General features: G+C 43.2%; 12 protein-coding genes. 1 reads left to right on the top strand and 11 read right to left on the bottom strand.

Features of this window, described 5'->3' with window-relative positions; all coding sequences use genetic code 11:
• Positions 1 to 13 precede the first annotated feature (13 nt).
• Together CFS60_RS00500 and CFS60_RS00495 are read right to left on the bottom strand one after the other, a co-directional pair.
• A complete protein-coding gene (locus CFS60_RS00500; RefSeq protein ID WP_088808646.1) occupies positions 14 to 844 on the bottom strand; it encodes a PRD domain-containing protein in 831 nt (276 codons plus the stop codon).
• A 61-nt stretch (positions 845 to 905) separates the two neighbouring features.
• Positions 906 to 1,397 carry a PTS glucose transporter subunit IIA gene (locus CFS60_RS00495; protein WP_088808645.1) on the bottom strand — a complete coding sequence of 164 codons (492 nt, stop codon included), beginning with the start codon at positions 1,395 to 1,397 and terminating at the stop codon, positions 906 to 908.
• Between the two features lie 255 nt (positions 1,398 to 1,652).
• On the opposite strand from CFS60_RS00495, the gene CFS60_RS00490 reads away from it, so the two are divergent.
• The gene (locus CFS60_RS00490) at positions 1,653 to 2,513 is read left to right on the top strand and encodes a mechanosensitive ion channel family protein (RefSeq protein ID WP_179946362.1); all 861 of its coding nucleotides are present in this window, start codon (positions 1,653 to 1,655) and stop codon (positions 2,511 to 2,513) included.
• A gap of 274 nt (positions 2,514 to 2,787) precedes the next feature.
• On the opposite strand, the gene CFS60_RS00485 is transcribed toward CFS60_RS00490, so the two are convergent.
• From CFS60_RS00485 to CFS60_RS00445, 9 genes are all read right to left on the bottom strand, one after another.
• Positions 2,788 to 4,476 carry a MucBP domain-containing protein gene (locus CFS60_RS00485; protein WP_088808643.1) on the bottom strand — a complete coding sequence of 563 codons (1,689 nt, stop codon included), beginning with the start codon at positions 4,474 to 4,476 and terminating at the stop codon, positions 2,788 to 2,790.
• Between the two features lie 564 nt (positions 4,477 to 5,040).
• Positions 5,041 to 5,667: an orotate phosphoribosyltransferase gene (gene pyrE / locus CFS60_RS00480; RefSeq protein ID WP_088815139.1), complete on the bottom strand. Its 627-nt coding sequence runs from the start codon at positions 5,665 to 5,667 to the stop codon at positions 5,041 to 5,043.
• On the bottom strand, positions 5,664 to 6,365 hold the full coding sequence (pyrF, locus tag CFS60_RS00475; protein WP_088808641.1) for an orotidine-5'-phosphate decarboxylase: 702 nt from the start codon (positions 6,363 to 6,365) through the stop codon (positions 5,664 to 5,666). The genes pyrE and pyrF overlap by 4 nt, the downstream gene beginning before the upstream one ends.
• Positions 6,362 to 7,276 (bottom strand): dihydroorotate dehydrogenase, encoded by a 915-nt coding sequence (locus tag CFS60_RS00470; protein WP_088808640.1) that lies wholly within the window; start codon positions 7,274 to 7,276, stop codon positions 6,362 to 6,364. The genes pyrF and CFS60_RS00470 overlap by 4 nt, the downstream gene beginning before the upstream one ends.
• Entirely contained in the window at positions 7,273 to 8,034 is a 762-nt protein-coding gene (locus CFS60_RS00465) for a dihydroorotate dehydrogenase electron transfer subunit (RefSeq protein ID WP_088838682.1), read from the bottom strand. The genes CFS60_RS00470 and CFS60_RS00465 overlap by 4 nt, the downstream gene beginning before the upstream one ends.
• Positions 8,035 to 8,052: 18 nt before the next feature.
• On the bottom strand, positions 8,053 to 11,238 hold the full coding sequence (carB, locus tag CFS60_RS00460) for a carbamoyl-phosphate synthase large subunit (protein WP_088815137.1): 3,186 nt from the start codon (positions 11,236 to 11,238) through the stop codon (positions 8,053 to 8,055).
• On the bottom strand, positions 11,231 to 12,325 hold the full coding sequence (locus CFS60_RS00455; RefSeq protein WP_088808637.1) for a carbamoyl phosphate synthase small subunit: 1,095 nt from the start codon (positions 12,323 to 12,325) through the stop codon (positions 11,231 to 11,233). Before CFS60_RS00455 ends, carB begins: the two co-directional genes overlap by 8 nt.
• Positions 12,322 to 13,599, bottom strand: a complete 1,278-nt coding sequence (locus tag CFS60_RS00450) for a dihydroorotase (protein ID WP_088808636.1) — start codon at positions 13,597 to 13,599, stop codon at positions 12,322 to 12,324. Before CFS60_RS00450 ends, CFS60_RS00455 begins: the two co-directional genes overlap by 4 nt.
• Positions 13,587 to 14,498 carry an aspartate carbamoyltransferase catalytic subunit gene (locus CFS60_RS00445; protein ID WP_088808635.1) on the bottom strand — a complete coding sequence of 304 codons (912 nt, stop codon included), beginning with the start codon at positions 14,496 to 14,498 and terminating at the stop codon, positions 13,587 to 13,589. The genes CFS60_RS00450 and CFS60_RS00445 overlap by 13 nt, the downstream gene beginning before the upstream one ends.
• Between the last annotated feature and the right edge of the window lie 37 nt (positions 14,499 to 14,535).

The raw sequence follows: 14,535 nt of genomic DNA, 5'->3' as shown, positions 1-14,535 counted from the left end.
CTCCTAAATAAGTTTAATTTCCCCAAAAACTCCTAAGTCTTTCAATGTGAAGGGCAATATATCCTAATTCCGCATCAGGCAAGGCTTTTTTGTAATCTCTTTGCAAGAGAAGTGCAACCTTCTTCGCGGTATTAAAACTAAATTCAAATTTGGACTTAATCATGTTTAGCATTTCATCGTCCATCGTATGTAATTCTTTTTTCTCTACACGGTTTAAAACAAAACGAAGATGTGTGATAAGTCGCTCATAGGCAATATCTTGGCCTGAAAGGGAGACGTTAAGTTCTGTCGTAATCGTTTCAACCATGCTAGAAATAATTGTGGCTTGGCGTACACTTTCATGAATGTCGCCTGAGCCTATTTTTGCGGTATGAATGTGCAGTGCAATATAAGCCGCCTCATCAATTGGCATATCAAGACCAAAGCGTTCTTTCACATGATTAATCGCCCATAAACCTATCTTAAATTCTGCTTCATATAATACTTTAATTTCATTCAAAAGTTTATTTTGCAAAATAATGCCTTCTTTTATTCTTTCAATGGAAAAGGCAAGATGGTCTGTTAACGCGATATGAATGTGCTCGCTTAGCTTTCCGCCTAAAGTGGCTTCTGCATATGAAATAATTTCTTCAGAGATAGCAAAATATTCTTCGTTGATACGATTTAATAGTTCTTGAAAATGTTCCGCTTCTTCTTGCATGACAAACATTTTTTCAATTTTACTTGGCGAGATAATATCATTGCGTTTTTTATTAAACGCGATGCCACCACCAATTGCGACTTTTTCTTGGTCACCATCACGAACGACCACCGCATTATTATTTAATATCCGAATAATCTTCATGTTGGCTCCCCCTCTTATCGCAATTTTTAAGCAAGGGAGCCGTAACTCCCTCACTCAAAACTTATTTTAATTTTGAAACAAACACTTCTGTTTCGCCAGCAATTGTGTTGGTTACAGCTTTCCAGTCGAAATCAAATTTATCTTCTGCACTGTTTGTCACAACCATTGGAATGATTGTACTGCTCGCATTTTTCTCAATGAAATCTAAATCGGCTTTAATGAGCGCGTCGCCTTTTTTCACTTTTGCACCCATTTGCGTGAGCACTTCAAAACCTTCGCCTTTTAAAGCAACCGTTTCAAGACCGATGTGAACAAGAATTTCTTGACCAAGTTCTGTGCGAATTCCAAAAGCATGTTTTGTGTCAGCAAGCTGAATAATTTCTCCATCAGCAGGTGCTACAATCGTGCCATCAGTTGGTTTAATGGCAATACCTTCACCCATCATTTTTTGGCTAAACACTGGATCTGGTACTTCGTTAAGAGCGACAAAAGTTCCTGTTGCATGTGCAAAAATCGTTTCGTCTTTCTCTTTTTTGAACATTTTTTTAAACATTATCCATTCCTCCTAAGCATGCTTTCTTTTCCAATTGGTAATAGACATAAAAAAGGCACGGAGGGTGCAAAAACTCGGCAGTAAAACCAGCTTCACCTCTCCATGCCTGTTCGTGACAGTAACATGAAAGCATATTTAATAACTTTTTCAAATCTATCTTACTCTTTAAAACAAAAAAATGCAACCTTTTTTTCACACTTAATGTGTTCCGTTGCTGGATAGCGCTTCGTTTGATACAATGGACTAGAATTTAGAATGAAGGACGTGACACATATCGTGAATCAGTTTTCAAAATGGTTAAGCACAATTGATTGGGATGCTTTCTGGGGGAATGTTATTTCCATTGGGATACGCGTTGCCCTATTAATTGTATTATATTTTGTATTAAATTATGTCGGTCGGAAAATCATTAAAAGTTTTTTCAAAAAATATCGCGCCAATCAAGCGGTTTCGCCTGGTCGGGCAGACACGCTTGAAGGCTTGACTTTTAATGTTTACAGCTACGTTTTATTTTTCACCTTTGCGATTTTGATTTTGCAAAATTTCATGGACGTGACGGCAATTATTGCGGGTGCCGGGGTGCTAAGTTTAGCGATTGCCTTTGGGGCACAGGGGCTTGTTAGCGATGTAGTGACTGGATTCTTTATTTTGCTTGAACGTCAGCTTGATGTTGGTGATAATATTACGCTTGATGCTGTGAATGGGATTGTGGAAAACTTGGGGCTCAGAACGACGCAAGTGCGCGATTTCGACGGGACGCTACACTTTATTCCAAACCGCCAAATTATGGTCGTGAGTAACCATTCGCGCGGAAATATGCGTGTGCTTGTTGATGTGGCGATTAGTCCAACCGCCGATACGGAAAAAGCGATGCAGATTATTGGTCAAGTTTGTACAGAAATGAAAGAGCACAATAAAAACATCGTGGAAACACCGGTTGTGCTTGGCGTGGAAAATTCAGACGGAACAAACATGATTATTCGTGTTGTTGGAAAAGCTGTGAACGGTGAACAATTCAATGTAAAACGCGATTTATTGAAAGAAATTCGGGCCGCACTTGTGGCTGGCGGAATTGACCTGCCTCTTCCAACTGTTGTGGCAAATCCGGCAAGGTAAAAGCAATCCTTTTTGTACTAAATTTCTTGAAATAGCAGCATTTTTAAGAACTCTGTAGAATCTAGGAAAAAACAAAATTAAATTTTAAAATTATTCTTATCTGAAAGGTTTATAGTGCATCGCTCATAAAAAATATGTAAAATCCCCCCTTAGGCTGTGCAATAAAAAGCACAACTTAAGGGGGGATTCCTCATCTTGTCCCATTTCAATGGGTTAGACAAATGATAATAAATGTTCTTGCTTATAAGAAAAGTTGAATCTATATCAATTAAAATTAACGTTGCGTTTGTTTTCTTCTAAAGAACAAACCAAATGCGCCCAGTACGAGTGCTCCACCAAACAAGATAAGAAGTGGACTACTTGTATCTCCAGTTTTTGGAAGTTCCATTTTACTAGTTTGCTTTTGATTCAAGTTGTTATGACCGTTGCCAGTTCCGTTATTCGTTGCTGGTACACCATCTTTTTCGTAAACGAAGTTAACTGTTTGTGGTTCTTCTGTGAATACGCCAGAAGCATTAGCCGGATCTTGAGCAATCAGTTTGTAGCCTTGAATGTCTTCCGCTACAGCTTTATACTGAGTTCCAAGTTCTCCGGAAATCTTTTTAGAAGGAGCAATTTTATTACCATTTTTATCTACAAAGTTGATGGTAACTTCACTTTTTACAGAATTGTCAATTTGTTGATATACATAAGTGACTGTTTGTGCTTTATCACTGAAGGTACCTGTTGCATTAGCAGGTGTTTCTTTTAAATACCAACCAGCAATTGTTTTTGCTTCTGATGTATAGTCCGCGCCAACATTTCCGCTTAAAGTATCCGCTGGTGCTAATTCATTTCCTTTTGTGTCCACATATTTCACGGTCACATCTGCTGCTGCTTGAACTTCTGCTATTTTCTTAAATGGAACTTGTAAATTGACATTACCACCATCTTGTTCAAAAGTAACCATTTTACTTAGATTTTCTTGATAAGTGGCTTCATCAAATTCATATCCTTCGAAGTTTGCAGCAATTCCATCTAAATCAAATTTTTCTGGACTTGCCCCAACAGCAGCTTCAAATTGTGCTCCATCTATATCTCCACTCATATATGCAACCATATTACTAAGCACATCACTCCATAATATTTCAGAGTCTAATGTTCCTGATCTTAAATCATTATATGTGGCATCTTTTGCTAAATCACCAAATGTCACAGTATCTGTTGGTACGCCATCTGGATATGCATATGATAAGTTGAGTGATGACACTAACTCTTTACATTTACCATCTACAGAATAAAACGAAATACCTACTGTTCCTTTATTTACTGCATTTTGATTATTTGTATACGTGTAAGTTACAGTTTGGTTTGTTTCACCAAATTGTCCATTTTGATTGCTAGGAAGTTTTGTTTCATCTAAGGTGTAGCCGTCGATTATTTTTGCTTCTGTCGTATATGCCGTATTCAAATCACCTTTTTGAACAGTATCATCTGCAATCTTTGTACCATTCTGATCAACATATTCCACCGTTGTCGTCGACTGTGTATTCACCGTATATGGATATACTCCACCGTTACCAGCACCATCATAATATTCTAGGCTAAAGCTCCCAGCACCAGCTTTTGTAGGAGTCCCTGAAAGAACTACATCCAAATATTGATAATGAGTCCCATCGTCACTTTTAGGTCCGTATACTACCTTATAATTAATTCCATCCATATCGGTTAAAATCACTTTCACATCAGAAACATAACTTCCCCATTCACTATTACTTGAAGCTTGGTCTTGAACATGAAGAGTTTTCGTTACAGGTTCCCCGACTGTTAATGTTAAATCACTAGTAGCAGATAAAGTTTGATCACTTTCTAATGTTGCTGATTTTTTCTCAGAATCTCCTACTTTTGCTGCGCTTACATATAATGGTGCTTGAGCAACCAAAGCAGTTGCAAGTGTAATGATACCTACTCGTTTTAAATTCATATTTTTTCTCCTTTTTAAAAATTAATTAGTATAACTTTATAGATTGATTTTGAATATCAAACTATTATTTTTAAGATATTCACATCCTTTACCGAAAATTCTGAACTATATTTTTAGATTTAATTCTAGTGATTTTTAACTAAGAGACTATACATATCAGATTATCTTTCTTTTTTTTAATTATATCCCTGTATAATTTAATTTTTTTCATCTCTTTAGTTTTTATGACTTTTCTTCAAATTAAGTTCATTTGTATTTTCTTATCAAAGTATAACAAAGAATAAAGATTCCCATTTGTGTAAATTTCCCAGTTTCATTCTTTTTTTGTGACAATTTTTCAAAGGCAATAATTTTTTATTATATATCTATATTTATGCATTTCATATGTTTTGTGATAGTTTTTGCTTATAAAAATATTCCCTCCTAAGATTTTTGTTTTTAAGCAAAAAAGAAAATTGAAGCAAAAATCCTGTCAATCGTATAAGATTTAGGACATAAATAAAAAATAAGCATGAATCCAGTAAAAGCTATTTTAAAAATGGCTTTTACTGGATCCATGCTTATTTATTTCCCAAATGCTTCTGGATTTTTATTCCATTCTTGTAGAATTTGACGCTCATTTTCTGTGACGTAGCCTTCTTCAATTGCGACATCAATTAGTGTTTCGTAATTGGTCAGTGTGACGAGTTTAATATGTGCTTCGCGCAATCGTTTTTCACTAACAGGTAAGCCATATGTAAAGATTGCGGCGATGCCGAGCACAGTGCAACCGGCTGCTTCAAGGGCTTCTACTGCTTTTAGCGAACTTCCACCAGTTGAAATAAGGTCTTCGATGACGACAACTTTTTGACCGGGCTCGATTGGTCCTTCAATTTGGTTGCCTTTACCATGTTTTTTTGCTTCACCGCGAACATATACCATCGGCAAGTTGAGTAAATCGCTTACCCATGCAGCATGTGGAATACCTGCTGTTGCCGTTCCTGCAACAACTTCACAGTCTGGAAATTCAGCTTTAATTTTTTCAGCTAAGTGCATCGCAATCATTTTGCGCACTTTTGGAAATCCTAGTGTTAGACGATTATCACAATAAATCGGTGACTTCATACCTGATGCCCATGTAAACGGGTCACTTGGCTGTAAAAAGACAGCCTTTATTTTTAATAGTGCTTCTGCCGTGTTTTTTTCCATCATTTTCCCCACTCCTCTACAATTTTCGCATATGCTTTTTGTGGATTTTCTGCTTGTGTAATTGGACGACCAACCACAATGGCACTCGCTTGCATCTCTCGTGCCGCACTTGGTGTGACGATGCGCTTTTGGTCATCAGATGCGGCGTTTGCTAGGCGGATTCCGGGCGTGACACATAAGAAGTCTGGGTGCGTTATTTTTTTGATGTCATGCGCTTCAAACGCGGAGCAGACCACACCGTCAAGGCCTGATTCGTAGGCGAGCGAACTGTAATTTAAGACAGACTCTAAAAGCGTCGTCTGAATTTGTTGGTCACGCTGCATGTCTGCTTCACTCGTACTCGTAAGCTGCGTCACGGCAATCAGTTTCGGGCGTTTGCCACCTTGGCTACCTTTTACAAGTCCTGAAAGCGCGGCTTCCATCATGCGTTTTCCGCCGGCAGCATGGACGTTCACCATGTCAACACCAAGCCGCGCAATGACCGCCATGGCGCGTTCCACCGTGTTTGGGATATCATGCAGCTTTAAATCAAGGAAAACTTCGTGCCCTTCCGCTTTAAGCGATTCGACAAAGGCTGGGCCAGTCGCATAGAACAACTCCATTCCTACTTTTAGCGCTAATTTCTCTTCTGCTATTTTTCCCAAAAATCCTGCGACTTGTTCTGCTGTACTAAAATCTAGCGCAATAATTGGTTTTGTCATCTACCTGCCCCTTCTTTCCTCAAGTCTTCTAGCGTGCTTATACCAAGCTCGTCCATGCGAGCAGGAAGTGCATCAATCAGCTTTGGACAAATATGTGGATCCGTAAAATTGAGTGTACCGACTGCGACCGCGTCCGCGCCAGCGATTAAAAATTCCAACACATCATCCACCGTTTGAACGCCGCCCATCCCAATGATGGGGAGTTGTGTGATTGTGCGAACTTCATGAATCATTCGAATTGCCACTGGCTTAATCGCCGGGCCTGACAAGCCACCAGTGCCATTTGCGATAATCGGCTTGCGCGTTTTTAAATCAAGCCGCATGCCAAGCAGCGTATTAATCATCGTCAAGCCGTCCGCGCCAGCTTCAGAAGTTGCTTGGGCAATCGCCTTAATATCTGTCACATTTGGCGAAAGTTTCACATAAACGGGCACCGTTGCCACTTCTTTGACCGCCTTCGTCAATCTGTGCGCCACTTCTGGATCTGTTCCAAAAGCAATGCCGCCGTGTTTGACGTTCGGACAAGAAATGTTCAGCTCAATCGCTTTGACGGCTTTTGCATCACCGATTTTCGCACAAACTGTGACATAATCTTCTTCTGTTGCTCCCGCCACGTTGGCAATAATCGGCGTATCAAATTGTTCGAGGAAAGGCAGTTCTTCGTTCATCACCGCATCTAAACCGGGATTTTGCAAGCCGATGGCGTTTAGCATGCCACTAGGCGTTTCCGCGATTCGCGGCGTAGGATTGCCAAGACGCGGCTCTGGCGTACAAGCCTTAACCATAATCGCACCGAGTTTGTTTAAATCGAACAAATTCGCGTACTCGCGTCCAAAACCGAAACAACCAGAAGCTGGCATAATCGGATTTTTCAAGTTTAAACCGGGAATATTCACTTCTAAGCGATTCATAATTTCACCTCATTTGCGTTAAAAACGGGGCCATCTTGGCAGACTTTAAATTGCTTTCCGGCTTCATTTCCTTTGCAGACACAAGCATAGCAAGCGCCAATCCCGCAAGCCATGCGTTCTTCAAGCGAAAGGTAAACCTCGGCCTCTTGAAAGCTCGTTTGAACGGCCTGAAGCATCGCGCGTGGACCGCAACTAAAAACCGCATCAGGCGACCAGTCGAACTGATTCGTAATATCCGTCACAAAACCTTGTGTTCCGTATGTTCCGTCGACCGTACTAATATGGACCTCTCCGAACTTGGCCATTTCCGCCTCGTAAAAAATATCCTTTTCTGCCGAAAAACCGTTCACAAACGTTACCGCTGCGCCTAGCGCGTGTAGTTCTTTTCCTAGCTGGTATAAAGGAGGCACGCCAATGCCCCCGCCAACGAGCAGCACCTGCTTGCCCGCTAAATCTTCCTTGACTGAAAACCCATTTCCAAGTGGCCCTAAAACGTCAGCAGAGTCCCCGGCTTCTAACTGTGCCATTTGCCGCGTTCCGTCCCCTTCAACACGGTAAATTAACGTGCATTCGCTGCGCTCTTTATCGTACGCCGCAATACTAATTGGTCGCCTTAAAAGCAAATCTTGCCTGTTCGGTTTAATCATCAAAAATTGCCCCGGTTGCATCTTTAAAACGTCTTCTCCGCCTAAAACCAGTTCAAAAACGCGGTCGGCAATTTCAGTTTGCCTAATGACTGCCATCTTTTTCGCTTCCATGTTTCTCCTCCCGTCTGTTTAAACGGACTGAATCGCTTCTAGTTCAAATGAGCGTGATTCGAGTACGCGTAAAATTGCTTCCGCCGTATCAAGTGACGTACAAACCGGTATGCCATTTTCAACCGATTCGCGGCGAATTTGGAAACCGTCACGTTCTGGTCTTTTCCCACTCGTCAGCGTATTCACCACAAGGGTAATTTGTCCGTTCCGAATGTAATCCAAAAGCGTTTCATGATTTTCACCAATTTTCTTCACTTCGGAAACTTGAATGCCAGCTTCTTCCAGCACTTTCGTTGTTCCAGCAGTTGCCATAATTGTGAAGCCAATCGTGTTGAAACGTTCCGCTAGCGCAGTGGCTTCTTTTTTATCGCGGTCAGCAATTGTTAGGAGCACCGTCCCGTAGTCATGCATTTTTGTTCCACTTGCTACAAAACCTTTATATAGCGCCTTTTCAAGCGTCACATCTTTCCCCATAACTTCGCCCGTTGATTTCATTTCTGGGCCAAGTGACGTATCTACGCTGCGCAATTTCGCGAAGGAGAACACGGGTACTTTTACAAAAATTTCCTTCTTCTCGCGCGCAAGTCCTGGCATAAAGCCAAGCTCCTTCAAGCTCTTCCCTAAAATTACCTTCGTTGCCACATTTGCCATCGGAATGTCCGTAATCTTACTTAAAAACGGCGCCGTCCGACTCGAACGCGGATTCACTTCAATGACAAAAACTTCTTCGCCGCTCACTACATATTGAATGTTCAACATGCCGATAATGCCAAGTCCTGTCGCAAGTTTCGTCGTATAATCCGTAATTTGTTGCTTCACTTTTTGGTTTAAACTTTGGGCCGGATAGACTGCGATAGAATCGCCCGAGTGTACACCAGAACGTTCGATATGCTCCATAATTCCCGGAATAAGCACATCTTTCCCGTCGCTAATGGCATCGACTTCTACTTCCTGACCTTGCACGTAGCGATCGACGAGCACTGGATGTTTCGGATTCACCTTCACTGCGTTGTTCATATAATAGATTAATGCCTCTTCCGATTCGACGATTTCCATCGCACGTCCACCTAGCACGTATGACGGGCGAACTAAAACGGGATAGCCGATTGATTTTGCGACTTCAAGCGCGCCGTCCACAGATGTGGCCGTTTTGCCGGCTGGTTGCGGGATTTGCAAAATTTCAAGCGCCTTTTCAAACTTGTCGCGATTTTCGGCGCGGTCGATGTCTTCTAAGCTGGTGCCTAAAATTTTAACACCGCGTTCTGCTAGCCCTTCCGCCAAATTAATTGCTGTCTGCCCGCCAAATTGCACGACAACGCCTAGTGGCTGTTCGATTTCAATGACGTGCATAACATCTTCTAGCGTTAGCGGTTCAAAATACAGCTTGTCGGAAATCGAAAAGTCAGTGGAAACTGTTTCAGGGTTATTGTTGATGATAATCGCTTCATAGCCAGCTTGTTGAATGGCCCAAACAGAATGCACCGTCGCGTAGTCGAATTCCACACCTTGGCCGATTCGAATCGGGCCGGAGCCGAGCACGATGACTTTTTCTTTCTCACTGCGAATCGATTCGTTTTCCTCTTCATAACTGCTGTAAAAATACGGTGTCGTAGAGGCGAATTCGGCGGCACATGTGTCCACCATTTTATAGACTGGCAGCAGATTTTCTTGTTTGCGCAAATCGTAAAGCGCGGCCTCACTTGTTCCCCATAACTCCGCAATAAACGCGTCGGAGAAGCCCATTCGTTTCGCCTCATAAAGCGCCTCGAGGTCTCCTTTTTGCTCTTTTAATTTAGTTTCAAGCGAAATGATTTTTTCTAATTTATACAGGAAGAAAAGATCGATTTTTGTTTTTTCGTGAAGGGACTCGATTGTTTCCCCTCGTCTAAGAGCAGCGGCCAAGAAAAACAGTCTGTCGTCCTCTGGGAAGCGAATTTTTTGTTCGAGCTTCTCGGCTGTTGCCTGTTCTGCTTCTTCTAAATACACGTGGCTAGCACCGATTTCGAGGGAGCGTGCGGCTTTTAGGAGCGCTTCTTCCCATGTGCGACCGATGGCCATGACTTCGCCGGTTGCTTTCATTTGTGTGCCGAGTCGTCTGTCGCCATTTTCAAATTTATCAAACGGGAAACGCGGGATTTTTGCGACAACGTAATCGAGGGCTGGTTCAAAATGTGCGAAAGTCGTGCCGGTTACGGGATTTTTAATCTCATCTAGTGTGAGACCGACTGCAATTTTTGCGGCTAATTTTGCAATTGGATAGCCGGTTGCTTTTGACGCGAGTGCTGATGAGCGACTAACACGCGGATTCACTTCGATGACGTAATATTGGTAGCTATCTGGGTCGAGTGCGAGCTGGACATTACAGCCGCCTTCAATTTCGAGGGCGCGAATGATTTTCAGCGAAACGTCTCGCAGCAGTTGGTATTCGCGGTCTGAAAGCGTCTGACTTGGCGCAACAACGATGGAATCCCCTGTATGTATGCCGACTGGATCCATGTTTTCCATGTTACAGACGACCATCGCGTTATCATTTGCATCGCGCATGACTTCGTATTCGACTTCTTTGAAACCAGCGATGCTTTTTTCGAGTAGGCACTGCGTCACTGGGCTTAGCTTTAAGCCACTTTGGACGATTTCTGCAAGTTCCGCGTCATCATGACAAATCCCGCCGCCTGAACCGCCAAGCGTATAAGCTGGTCGAACAATAACGGGGTAACCAATTTGGGCTACGAAAGTTTTTGCTTCTTCTAAATCATGAATGATTTCGCTTTCTGGTACAGGCTGTCCTAGTTCATTCATAAGGTCACGAAACGCCTCGCGGTCTTCCGCTTTTTTGATGGCCGTTAAATCGGTTCCGAGTACTTCCACGTTCATCTCATCTAAAATGCCGGCGCCAGCAAGTTCCATTGCCATATTTAGACCCGTTTGCCCCCCAAGTGTTGGTAAAATCGCTTCGGGACGCTCTTTGCGAATGATGCGCGACACAAAGTCGAGTGTGATTGGTTCAATATATACTTTGTCTGCCATTTCAGCATCTGTCATAATCGTCGCTGGATTTGAGTTCACTAAGACGACACGATAACCTTCCTCTTTTAAACTCAAGCAAGCTTGTGTGCCTGCGTAATCAAATTCTGCGGCTTGGCCGATTACAATTGGGCCAGAACCGATTACTAAAATCGTCTTAATATCCTCGCGTTTAGGCATAATCCATCCGTCCTTCCCGGTCTAAATCCATCATTTCTATAAATTGGTCAAACAAGTAATTAACATCGCTTGGTCCTGGGTTCGCTTCTGGGTGATATTGCACGGTGTAAGCAGGATAATCGCGGTGTTTTAAACCTTCAATTGTGCCATCATTTAATTCAACATGCGTCACGGCTAAATCGGTTTTCAAAAGTGAATCTGCATCCACCGAGTAGCCATGGTTTTGTGCCGTAAAATCGACGCGTCCCGTAGCAAGCTCCTTCACTGGGTGATTGGCACCGCGGTGACCGAACTTCATTTTAAATGTATCCGCGCCATTTGCGAGCGCGAACAATTGGTGCCCTAGGCAGATTCCGAAAAGCGGCACCTTGCCTTGCAAGCCTAAAATCATATCCTTCGCTTCCGGCACATCTTTTGGATCTCCAGGGCCATTTGAGAGCATCACGCCGTCAGGATGCATGTTTAAAATTTCAGCAGCCGTCGTATCGTAAGGCACAACTGTCACGTGACAATTGCGCTTATTTAATTCCTTTAAAATCGAACCTTTCACCCCGTAATCGACAAGCACCACGCGTTTCCCCTCGCCCGGACTCGCAAATGGCTTCGAAGACGACACCTCACTCACTTGGTCAGAGGGCAGCCTAACAGAACGCAAGTGATGCAATAAGCTTTCTTTATCGGCATCAGCTGGGGCTAAAATGCCTTTTAATGTTCCAACGCTGCGAATCATTTTGGTGAGTTTACGCGTATCAATTCCCGCAATACCCGGAATGTCTTTTTCCTTCAAAAATGCATCAAGCGTCATTTGTTCGCGCCAGTTGGAAGCAAAATCAGCCGCTTCACGGACAATCACCCCTTTAACCACAGGTTGAATCGATTCGAAATCATCGCGATTGATGCCATAATTCCCAACAAGCGGGTACGTGAAGGTAATCATCTGGCCGTAGTAAGAAGGATCGGTAATCGTTTCCTGGTAGCCCGTCATGCCCGTGTTAAACACGACCTCACCAATTGTTTCCTTGTCCGAGCCAATCTTATCGCCGATAAAATAAGTTCCATCTTCAAGCATTAACATTCTTTTCATCATTTATCCCCCCAAGTGTAGACGATTTCGCCACGTGCGATTGTTAAAACTGGCCATCCGAAACATTTCACGCCGCCAAACGGTGTATTTCTTCCTTTCGATAAAAACGTCTCCGGATTAATTTCCTCTTCTTTGTCTAAATCGATAACCGCAATATCGGCAACATCTCCGATACCAAGATGTCCGTACGAAAGCTTAAATACCTCTGCTGGTTTCTCCGCCATATAACGCGTAAGCTGTGCGAGCGTCCAGTCCCCGTTTTTCACAAAATGCGTGTACAGAAGCGGAAACGCCGTCTCAAGTCCGACAATGCCAAATGCGGCTTTCTCCATTGACACGTTTTTTTCGCTTTCCGCATGCGGGGCGTGGTCTGTTGCGATAAAGTCAATCGTCCCGTCAAGCAACCCTTCTAAAAGCGCGTTTTGATCCTCACGACTTCTAAGTGGCGGATTCATTTTCCAATTGCCAATATCGCCTGGAATGTCCTCCTCATTTAGTAGCAGGTGATGCGGTGAAACTTCTGCCGTCACATGAATGCCAGCGCGTTTTGCGTCGCGCACAACACGCACCGATTCTTTAGTTGAAATATGGCAGACATGATAGTGGCACCCTGCTCTTTCGGCGAGCAAAACGTCACGCGCAATTTGAACGGACTCCGCAATATTTGGAATCCCTTTTAACCCCGATTCCTTCGCGAACTTCCCGTCATGGACAACTCCCCCGTAGACAAGCGAGTTATCTTCGCAGTGAGCGACAACCGCCATATCGAGCTTCGCCGCGCGCTTCATCGCTTCGTACATTGTACCAGCCGTTTGAACGCCAACCCCGTCATCGGTAAACGCAAAAGCTCCTGCGCTTTTTAAGCCCGAAAAATCAACGAGCTCGTCCGTACCAAGTTCTTTCGTAATCGAGCCATATGGTAAAACGCGAACGCGCGCTGTTTCCTGAATTCGTTCGACGAGTGCAGCCATTTTTTCTGGCGTATCTGGAACTGGCTTCGTATTTGGCATTGAGCAAACCGTCGTGTAGCCGCCTTTCGCTGCCGCTTTCGTCCCGGTTTCAATGGTCTCCTTATGCTCCCCGCCTGGTTCGCGCAGATGCACATGGACATCAATTAGCCCCGGTGAAACAAATTTCCCTTTGACGTCAATAACTGTCGCCGTTTCTTCCGTGATGTTTTCAGCAATCTTCACAATTTTGTCGCCGCTTATTAAAATATCTTGCTTCGTTAATTCCCCGTTTTCGTTTAAAATTTGTCCGTTTTTTAAAATGTACATGTTTTCACCCTCACTTCTTTTTCTTTTAAAACTGCTTCCAAAATTGCCATGCGCATATAAACGCCGTTTGTCATCTGTTCAATAATGCGCGACTTGGCCGACTCTACTAAAGAATCTGCAATTTCCACATCGCGATTAACTGGGCTTGGGTGCATGATAATCGCTTGTTCACCCATTTTATTTGCGCGCGCTTCCGTCAAACCAAATGTTTGATGGTACGTTTCTTTATGGAAAATCGCCTCGCCGTCGTGGCGCTCGTGTTGAACGCGCAGCAGCATGACAACATCTACCGTTTCAACGAGCGTATCCATCGTCATATGCTGTCCAAACGCGCTTAGCTCATTGTTGAACCATTCGTCTGGGCCGGCAAAATAAATGTCAGCACCAAGTCGTTTGAGCACTTTCATATTCGAATTCGCCACGCGACTGTGGGAAATATCGCCGACAATGCCGACTTTCAAACCGGTGAAGTACCCAAATTGTTCGCGAATGGTGAATAAATCGAGCAGGCACTGGCTAGGATGCTCACCGCAACCGTCACCGCCGTTTATAATGGCCATATCAAGCGTGCGTAATTCATCGAAGAAGTTTTCAGCTGGGTGGCGAATAATTGCGATGTCCGTCCCGAGTGCTTGCATGGTTAAAGCCGTATCATAAAGCGTCTCACCTTTTGTTACGCTAGAGGCACCAGGCTCAAAACTTAACACGTTCATGCCGAGTTTTTTCTCAGCCATCTCAAAGCTTGTATGTGTTCGTGTACTCGGTTCAAAAAACAAATTGACAGCGTAGACTTCTTTTTCGAATTTCGTTTTTTCTTCTTTTTTAAAAAAAGCCGCTTGGTTTAAAAGCCCTTCAATTTCTTCATTACTTAGTTCGTCCATCGTCAAAAGATGTTTCATTTTATAACGCCACCTTCCATTTTTTCTATATAAAGAC

This window comes from Listeria sp. ILCC792 (assembly GCF_900186135.1).
GTDB lineage: Bacteria > Bacillota > Bacilli > Lactobacillales > Listeriaceae > Listeria > Listeria goaensis.
This window is presented reverse-complemented; position numbering and strand designations above follow the sequence as displayed.

What these genes read in the sequence shown, in the direction of transcription:
- CFS60_RS00500 (WP_088808646.1), bottom strand. Translation starts at nt 844, where the DNA reads ATGAAGATTATTCGGATATTAAATAATAATGCGGTGGTCGTTCGTGAT.
- CFS60_RS00495 (WP_088808645.1), bottom strand. Translation starts at nt 1,397, where the DNA reads ATGTTTAAAAAAATGTTCAAAAAAGAGAAAGACGAAACGATTTTTGCA.
- CFS60_RS00455 (WP_088808637.1), bottom strand. Translation starts at nt 12,325, where the DNA reads ATGATGAAAAGAATGTTAATGCTTGAAGATGGAACTTATTTTATCGGC.
- CFS60_RS00450 (WP_088808636.1), bottom strand. Translation starts at nt 13,599, where the DNA reads ATGTACATTTTAAAAAACGGACAAATTTTAAACGAAAACGGGGAATTA.
- CFS60_RS00485 (WP_088808643.1), bottom strand. Translation starts at nt 4,476, where the DNA reads ATGAATTTAAAACGAGTAGGTATCATTACACTTGCAACTGCTTTGGTT.
- CFS60_RS00465 (WP_088838682.1), bottom strand. Translation starts at nt 8,034, where the DNA reads ATGGAAGCGAAAAAGATGGCAGTCATTAGGCAAACTGAAATTGCCGAC.
- CFS60_RS00470 (WP_088808640.1), bottom strand. Translation starts at nt 7,276, where the DNA reads ATGAATCGCTTAGAAGTGAATATTCCCGGTTTAAACTTGAAAAATCCG.
- pyrF (WP_088808641.1), bottom strand. Translation starts at nt 6,365, where the DNA reads ATGACAAAACCAATTATTGCGCTAGATTTTAGTACAGCAGAACAAGTC.
- carB (WP_088815137.1), bottom strand. Translation starts at nt 11,238, where the DNA reads ATGCCTAAACGCGAGGATATTAAGACGATTTTAGTAATCGGTTCTGGC.
- CFS60_RS00490 (WP_179946362.1), top strand. Translation starts at nt 1,653, where the DNA reads ATGAAGGACGTGACACATATCGTGAATCAGTTTTCAAAATGGTTAAGC.
- CFS60_RS00445 (WP_088808635.1), bottom strand. Translation starts at nt 14,498, where the DNA reads ATGAAACATCTTTTGACGATGGACGAACTAAGTAATGAAGAAATTGAA.
- pyrE (WP_088815139.1), bottom strand. Translation starts at nt 5,667, where the DNA reads ATGATGGAAAAAAACACGGCAGAAGCACTATTAAAAATAAAGGCTGTC.